Source organism: Natronomonas sp. (assembly GCF_036625485.1).
Lineage (GTDB): Archaea > Halobacteriota > Halobacteria > Halobacteriales > Haloarculaceae > Natronomonas.
Genome location: NZ_JAZKTR010000139.1, coordinates 1 through 6100 on the forward strand (window position 1 = coordinate 1; position 6100 = coordinate 6100).

Annotated in this window: 9 protein-coding genes; 6 read left to right on the top strand and 3 right to left on the bottom strand. The window is 67.3% G+C overall.

Annotated features, from left to right (window positions below):
• Nucleotides 1–55: 55 nt before the first annotated feature.
• Complete coding sequence (locus V5A53_RS11920) at nucleotides 56–535, bottom strand: RNA-binding protein (protein WP_332313836.1); 480 nt, start codon at nucleotides 533–535, stop codon at nucleotides 56–58.
• Between the two features lie 211 nt (nucleotides 536–746).
• On the opposite strand from V5A53_RS11920, the gene V5A53_RS11925 reads away from it, so the two are divergent.
• The gene (locus V5A53_RS11925; RefSeq protein WP_332313837.1) at nucleotides 747–1757 is read left to right on the top strand and encodes a threonine aldolase family protein; all 1011 of its coding nucleotides are present in this window, start codon (nucleotides 747–749) and stop codon (nucleotides 1755–1757) included.
• 21 nt (nucleotides 1758–1778) lie between these two features.
• Here V5A53_RS11925 and V5A53_RS11930 read toward each other — a convergent pair whose 3' ends face one another.
• Nucleotides 1779–1976, bottom strand: a complete 198-nt coding sequence (locus V5A53_RS11930; protein WP_332313838.1) for a DUF7859 family protein — start codon at nucleotides 1974–1976, stop codon at nucleotides 1779–1781.
• 77 nt (nucleotides 1977–2053) lie between these two features.
• On the opposite strand from V5A53_RS11930, the gene V5A53_RS11935 reads away from it, so the two are divergent.
• A complete protein-coding gene (locus V5A53_RS11935) occupies nucleotides 2054–2908 on the top strand; it encodes an ArsR/SmtB family transcription factor (protein WP_332313839.1) in 855 nt (284 codons plus the stop codon).
• A gap of 209 nt (nucleotides 2909–3117) precedes the next feature.
• Here V5A53_RS11935 and V5A53_RS11940 read toward each other — a convergent pair whose 3' ends face one another.
• On the bottom strand, nucleotides 3118–3642 hold the full coding sequence (locus V5A53_RS11940; protein WP_332313840.1) for a metallophosphoesterase: 525 nt from the start codon (nucleotides 3640–3642) through the stop codon (nucleotides 3118–3120).
• 66 nt (nucleotides 3643–3708) lie between these two features.
• Here V5A53_RS11940 and V5A53_RS11945 point away from each other — a divergent pair, with 66 nt between their 5' ends.
• The 4 genes from V5A53_RS11945 to hisE all read left to right on the top strand — a co-directional run.
• Nucleotides 3709–4671, top strand: a complete 963-nt coding sequence (locus tag V5A53_RS11945) for a cation diffusion facilitator family transporter (RefSeq protein WP_332313841.1) — start codon at nucleotides 3709–3711, stop codon at nucleotides 4669–4671.
• A 66-nt stretch (nucleotides 4672–4737) separates the two neighbouring features.
• Nucleotides 4738–5316, top strand: a complete 579-nt coding sequence (pdxT, locus tag V5A53_RS11950; protein WP_332313842.1) for a pyridoxal 5'-phosphate synthase glutaminase subunit PdxT — start codon at nucleotides 4738–4740, stop codon at nucleotides 5314–5316.
• A 108-nt stretch (nucleotides 5317–5424) separates the two neighbouring features.
• Nucleotides 5425–5868, top strand: a complete 444-nt coding sequence (locus V5A53_RS11955; RefSeq protein ID WP_332313843.1) for a bifunctional nuclease family protein — start codon at nucleotides 5425–5427, stop codon at nucleotides 5866–5868.
• A partial coding sequence (gene hisE, locus V5A53_RS11960; RefSeq protein ID WP_332313844.1) for a phosphoribosyl-ATP diphosphatase occupies nucleotides 5868–6100 on the top strand: 233 nt, incomplete at its 3' end. The genes V5A53_RS11955 and hisE, both read left to right, overlap by 1 nt.

Sequence of the window (6100 nt, forward strand, 5' to 3'; positions counted from 1 at the left end):
CGGAGCCGGGTCTGGCGCCGTAGCGCGCCAGACCGGCGGAGCGTGCAAAAAGTGGCTAGACGTGAAAGTCGTATAGCTCGTCGCCGACGTGGTGGAGGTTCTCGACGACTTTTCCGGAATCGCCGACCATGTCATCGCCCGCGGCTTCCGCGCGACCGACCGCGAGTGCCTTGCCGTGGTTCTCCTCGACGACGATAACGAGGTCGCCCGGTTCGATGTCGTCGGTGGCCTCCGTAATTCCGGGCCGCATGATGTTGGCGCCGTCGGAGACGAAGGAGATGGCACCGGAATCGACGGTGACGACGTGGTTCTCGGGCGGGTGTTCGTTGGCGCCGACAACCGTCAGGAAGAGTTCGCCGTCGAAGGAAGCGACCAGCGGGTCGCCGTCGACGAGGACGACCTCGCGGTCGACGTCGTCGAACTCGACGCGCTCGTAGCTGTCGCCGTCGAGGTCGACGCCGAGCTTTTCGGCGAGTGCGTCCTCCAGTTCGCTGATCTCGTCCGACCGGAGGTGGTGGCGGGACTTGACGTCCATACCCGGGCTTCGGCGCCTCATGAGTTAAAAACCGCCGGTCCGAGGCGGCAGTCGGACGTGGTCGGGGGAGAACAGGGGACGGTCGGGCGTCCGTCCCGTCACCGCTAATATGGATTGCTGTAACGATTTACCGGTCATCGCCGACCGTACTGGCGAGACCGGTAAAAGACTACAGCAATCCATATAAGGCCGCGGCGGCCCGCATGTCGGTATGATAGATCTACGGAGCGATACGGTGACGAAGCCGTCGCTCGGGATGCGTGAGGCCGCCGCGGACGCCGAGGTCGGCGACGACGTCTACGGCGAGGACCCGACCGTCAACGAACTCGAAGCCCGCGTCGCCGAGGTGCTGGGCAAGGAGGATGCCCTGTTCGTGCCCTCGGGGACGATGGGCAACCAGATCGCCGCCCGCGTCCACACCGAGCGCGGCGAGGAGGCGCTGGTCGAGGCCGAAAGCCACATCTACAAGTGGGAACTCGGCGGGCTGGCCCAGCACTCGGAGCTACAGGTCCGGACCATCGATGGCGGCGAGCGCGGGGTCATCACCCCCGACGCGGTCGCCGAAGGCTACGTCGAAGCCGACGACCACCGGCCGGGGACCGGCCTGCTCTGTCTGGAGAACACCCACAACAGCAAGGGTGGCACCGCCATCGCGGCCGAGCGCATCGACGCCGCCTCCGAGGCGGCCCACGACCGGGGCGTGTCGGTCCACCTCGACGGGGCGCGACTGTTCAACGCCGCGACGGCGCTGGATACCGACACCTCACGGCTGGTCGCGAACGTCGATTCGGTGATGTGCTGTCTCTCGAAGGGCCTCGGCGCGCCCGTCGGGTCGATGCTCGCCGGCAGCGAGGCGTTCATCGAGGACGCCCACCGCGTCCGAAAACTGCTCGGCGGCGGCATGCGGCAGGCCGGCATCATCGCCGCGCCGGGGCTCATCGCCCTAGAGAACCGCGAGCGACTGGCCGACGACCACGAGAACGCCCGGCGGCTGGCCGCTGGATTGGACGCCCTCGACGGCCTGACGGCCCGCGAACCGGAGACGAACATCGTCCTCGTGGAGACCGACGAACCCGCAGAACGGTTCCTCGAACGCTGTGCGGAGCGGGACGTGCGTGGCGTCCCGTTCGGCGACAACGTCGTGCGGTTCTGTACGCACCTCGACGTCGACCGCGAGGAGACCGAATCGGCGATCCGGCGTATCGAAGGCATCCGCGGCTGACGCTGGCGGTTCGGCGTCGGATTACTTGCCGCCCTCGCGGCCCTTCCGGAGCCCCTCGGTGAAACTCAGGAGGATGCGGCGGACGAACAGGAAGAGGCCGAAGACGATGAGCAGGAGAACGACGATGATGCCGACCAGCGTGGGCGAGACGTCGCCGGGGAAGACGGAGCCACCGACGAGGGGGGCCACGGACGCGGCAGGGGAAACGAGCGGGTACATAGTCGGCGGTTGCCGCGCCGGCCCAAAGGCGTTTCGGGGAACAAAGTTCATGCTCACGGGTTCATAACCCATTGGCGATGAGCCTCCTGCCCTCCAGTCCGGACGTCTCTCCGGACAGCGAGCCGCGGGTCGTCGGCCTCGACAGCGAGGAGGCCGACGACCTGATGGCCGCGCTCTCCTCGACGACGGCCCGGCGGCTTCTCTCGGAACTCCACGACGACCCCGCCCCGCCCGGCGAGGTGGCCGACCGCGTCGACACGTCGCTGCAGAACGCCCAGTATCACCTCGAAAAGCTCGAAGACGCCGGTGCCATCGAGGTCGTCGGCACCGCCTACTCGGAGAAGGGCCGAGAGATGAACGTCTACGGCCCCGCCGACAGCCCGCTCGTAATCTTCGCCGGCGAACAGGAACGCGCCTCCGGCCTTCGGGCGGCACTTTCGCGACTCTTCGGCGGCTTCCTCGCGCTGGCGGTCGGCGCCGTAGCGATCCAGGAACTGTTCGGCCGAAGCCTCCTCCGCGCTGGCGAGGACACCGCCGCCCCCGCAGGCGGCGGCACCGAGACGCCGACACCCGAGCCGACGCCGGAGCCGACACCCACTGGCGGCGACGACGGCGGCGGGGTGAGCATCCAGTCGACCGAGACGCCCGCCGAAACGGAAACGCAGGCGGCCGCCGATACGCAGGCGGCCACCGAGACGCCGTATCCGACCGAGGCCCCGGAAGAGCCGGCGACCGAAGCCGCCGATACGATGACACCGACCCCGACCGAAATCGCGACGGAAGCCGCCGACGGCGGGGGTGCCCTCGATTTGCCTGCGCTTATCGACGGGCTACTCGGCGGCGGCCTCCCGCCAGGAGTGGCCTTCTTCCTCGGTGGTGCGACCGTGCTGACGGTCCTCGTGGCGGTGACCTACGTTCGAACCCGACCGTAGCGCGGTCGTGGATTTTCGATAGCTAAAATCGGGGTTTGACCTTTCGCCGCTACCTTATCAATACCCGTCGTAGGAACGGGTGCGCTGAACGCTTTGGCCCTCCATCCCGCTGGCGCTTTGCCCACCCTTGCCCGACCGATCGGCGTTCGGCGCACCTTTCCTCCACTACACCTGCTCCCTGAAGTCACCGACTCGCCGATACCACGCGGTTATGCTTCGTCGACAGCCCGCGGTTCGACGGTGAACTCCTCGAATACCTCCCCGGAGGGTTCGACCAATCGGCCGCGAGCGAACCCGGCGTCGTCCCACATCAACTCGGCGTGTGCCGGCCGGTTCCAGCGCGGGTCGGCGTGACTGCCGGGATTGAGCATCGGGACGGTTCCCTCCAAGAACTCCGGTCGGTGGGAGTGGCCGAACACGAGCAGGTCGGCGCTGGACTGCCGGGCGAACATCGACAGCGCCGTCTCGGTCTTCCGATGGCCGTGGGTGACCGCGATGCGGAGGTCCTGCCAGTCGACGACCCGTTCGGCCGGCAGACGCTCGCGGACCGGTTCGGTGGCGTTGTTACCGTAGACGCCGCGCAACGCACAGCGGGCCTCGAAGGCGTCGAGGACGGGTTCGGTCATGAAATCACCGGCGTGAATCACGAGGTCGGCGGCGTCGACGGCCTCGGCGGTGCGACCCTCGAGGCGGGTCGACTCGCGGCCGTGAGTATCCGAGAGGGCGACGAGCATACCGCCGCTACGGCGAGGAGCGTCATGACACCAACGCCTTAGTCCCGGCGGGTAGTGGTCGGCGGTATGGCAGGTAGTACTGGCGTCGTCGTCGCCGCGATGTTCGCGAACGGGGCCATCGCCGTCCTGAAGTTCTTCGGCTTCCTGTTGACGGGAAGCCCCTCCATGCTCGCCGAGACCTACCACTCCATCTCCGATACGGGCAATCAGGTGCTGTTGCTGGTCGGCATCAAATACAGCCAGCAGGAGGCGAACCGCACCCACCCCTTCGGCTACGGCAAGGCGCAGTTCTTCTATGCCTTCCTCGTGTCGGTGCTGCTTTTCGGCATCGCGGGCTGGGAGAGCCTCAAACACGGTATCGAGGAGGTTCGCCACGGTGGCCACGAGACCGAGGCCGGCGCCGCCGAGTTCCTCGGCTACACCATCGATATCCCGTTGCCGGTCGATGCGTTCTGGGTGTCGGTGGCCATCCTGCTGGGCGCCATCGCCTTCGAGACCTACGCGTTCGTGAAGGCCAACGCCGAACTGCAGCGCCAGATGGAGCAGTACGGCTGGTCGGGCTACCGCGAGGCCTTCGACCGGACGAGCGACATCTCGACGCTGACCGCCTTCACCGAGGACACCGTCGCGCTGATCGGTCTCGTCGTCGCGCTGATCGGCATCTTCGCCAGCCGTTTCACCGAGAATCCCGTCTACGACGCCGCCGGCGCGATCGTCATCGGTATCCTCCTGATGGCCTTCGCCCTGCTCTTGGCCGTCGAGAACAAGCGGCTCATCCTCGGCGAGAGCCTCGAAAAGTCGGCCGAAGCGGACCTCCGGAGGATCGTCGCCGACGGCGATGGCATCCTCGGCGTCGACGACCTCCAGACGACCTTCGTCGGCCCCCAGAAGGTCCTCGTGACCGGCGACGTACGGTTCGAGACGGACCTCTCGCCCGCCGAAGTCGACCGTGCCATCGAGGCCGTCGAGGACGAACTCCGCGAGGCCGACGACCGCGTCACGTTCGTCTACATCGAGCCCGCCGACTGAATCGCCGCGTTCGATACCGGCGCTACCTTTCGAGTCCTTTTTGCCCGCCAGTCGGCAAGGGTCGGTATGCTCACAGCGGGCGTCATCGCCGTTCAGGGCGACGTCTCGGAACACGCCGACGCCATCCGCCGGGCCGCCGACCGCCACGGCGAGTCCGTCGAGGTACGGGAAATCCGCGAACCCGGCGTCGTCCCCGAGTGCGACCTCCTGCTCATGCCCGGTGGGGAGTCGACCACCATCTCCCGACTCCTCCGAGACGAGGGTATCGACGACGAGATTCGCCAGTTCGCCGCCGACGGCAAGCCCATGCTCGTCACCTGCGCCGGCCTCATCGTCGCCAGCAGCGACGCCAAGGACGAGCGGGTCACCACCCTCGATATCCTCGACGTGACCGTCGACCGCAACGCCTTCGGCCGACAGAAGGACAGTTTCGAAGCCCACCTCGACGTCGAAGGACTAAATTCGCCCTTCCCGGCAGTGTTCATCCGCGCGCCCGCCGTCGACGAGGTCGGCGAGAACGTCGACGTCCTCGCGACCGCCAAGGACCGCGTCGTCGCCGTCCGGGAAGGCAACGTCGTCGGCACCGCCTTCCACCCCGAACTGACCGAGGACTCCCGGATTCACGGGTTAGCGTTCTTCGAATAGCCCGCCGAACGGGCACCAGGCCCGCACCGAACTCGGGGGTTCGCGCAGACGAACGCGGTTTTTCGCGCAGACGAACGCGTTTTTAGCCGTGCGCGCCGTTTCGCACGTATGGACGCACACATCGAAGGGGTCAGGGTCGCCGAGACCCCCACCGGGCTCGCGGCGGTCGTCCTCCTCGGCGTCGAGGAAAGCGAGGACGTCCTCCCCATCTTCATCGGCATCGAGGAGGCCACCAGCATCGCTCGCGGGCAGGACGCCACCGACATCGGGCGGCCGCTGACCCACGACCTCATGCTCGACGTGATGGAGGAACTCGGCGGCCGCATCGAGCGCGTCGTCGTCTCGGGCCTCGACGAGAACACCTACGTCGCGGACCTCCACATCGAGACGCCGCGCACGGCGGCCGTCGTCGACGCCCGCCCGAGCGACTCGCTGGCGCTTGCGGCCCGCACCAACGCCGACATCGAGGTCGAGGCGGACGTCTTCGAGGCCGGCCGGGAAGCCGCCGACGAGTACGACGACCTCGACGACGTTCGCGAGGTGATGGCCTGATGAGCGAGGCCTCGACCGACGAGATCCTCGACGAACTGTTCGCCGTCATCGAATCCCGCAAGGAGGAACTGCCGGAGGACTCCTATACCGCCTCGCTGTTTACCCACGAGAAAGGCGAGAACGCGGTCCTGGAGAAACTCGGCGAGGAATCGACCGAACTGATTCTCGCGGCCAAGGACGACGACCACGACGAACTGGCCCACGAGGCCGCCGACATCGTCTATCACATGCT

Excerpts from the sequence above, each read along its gene's own strand:
- V5A53_RS11920 (WP_332313836.1), bottom strand. The coding sequence starts at position 535 with ATGGACGTCAAGTCCCGCCACCACCTCCGGTCGGACGAGATCAGCGAA.
- V5A53_RS11925 (WP_332313837.1), top strand. The coding sequence starts at position 747 with ATGATAGATCTACGGAGCGATACGGTGACGAAGCCGTCGCTCGGGATG.
- V5A53_RS11930 (WP_332313838.1), bottom strand. The coding sequence starts at position 1,976 with ATGTACCCGCTCGTTTCCCCTGCCGCGTCCGTGGCCCCCCTCGTCGGT.
- V5A53_RS11935 (WP_332313839.1), top strand. The coding sequence starts at position 2,054 with ATGAGCCTCCTGCCCTCCAGTCCGGACGTCTCTCCGGACAGCGAGCCG.
- V5A53_RS11940 (WP_332313840.1), bottom strand. The coding sequence starts at position 3,642 with ATGCTCGTCGCCCTCTCGGATACTCACGGCCGCGAGTCGACCCGCCTC.
- V5A53_RS11945 (WP_332313841.1), top strand. The coding sequence starts at position 3,709 with ATGGCAGGTAGTACTGGCGTCGTCGTCGCCGCGATGTTCGCGAACGGG.
- pdxT (WP_332313842.1), top strand. The coding sequence starts at position 4,738 with ATGCTCACAGCGGGCGTCATCGCCGTTCAGGGCGACGTCTCGGAACAC.
- V5A53_RS11955 (WP_332313843.1), top strand. The coding sequence starts at position 5,425 with ATGGACGCACACATCGAAGGGGTCAGGGTCGCCGAGACCCCCACCGGG.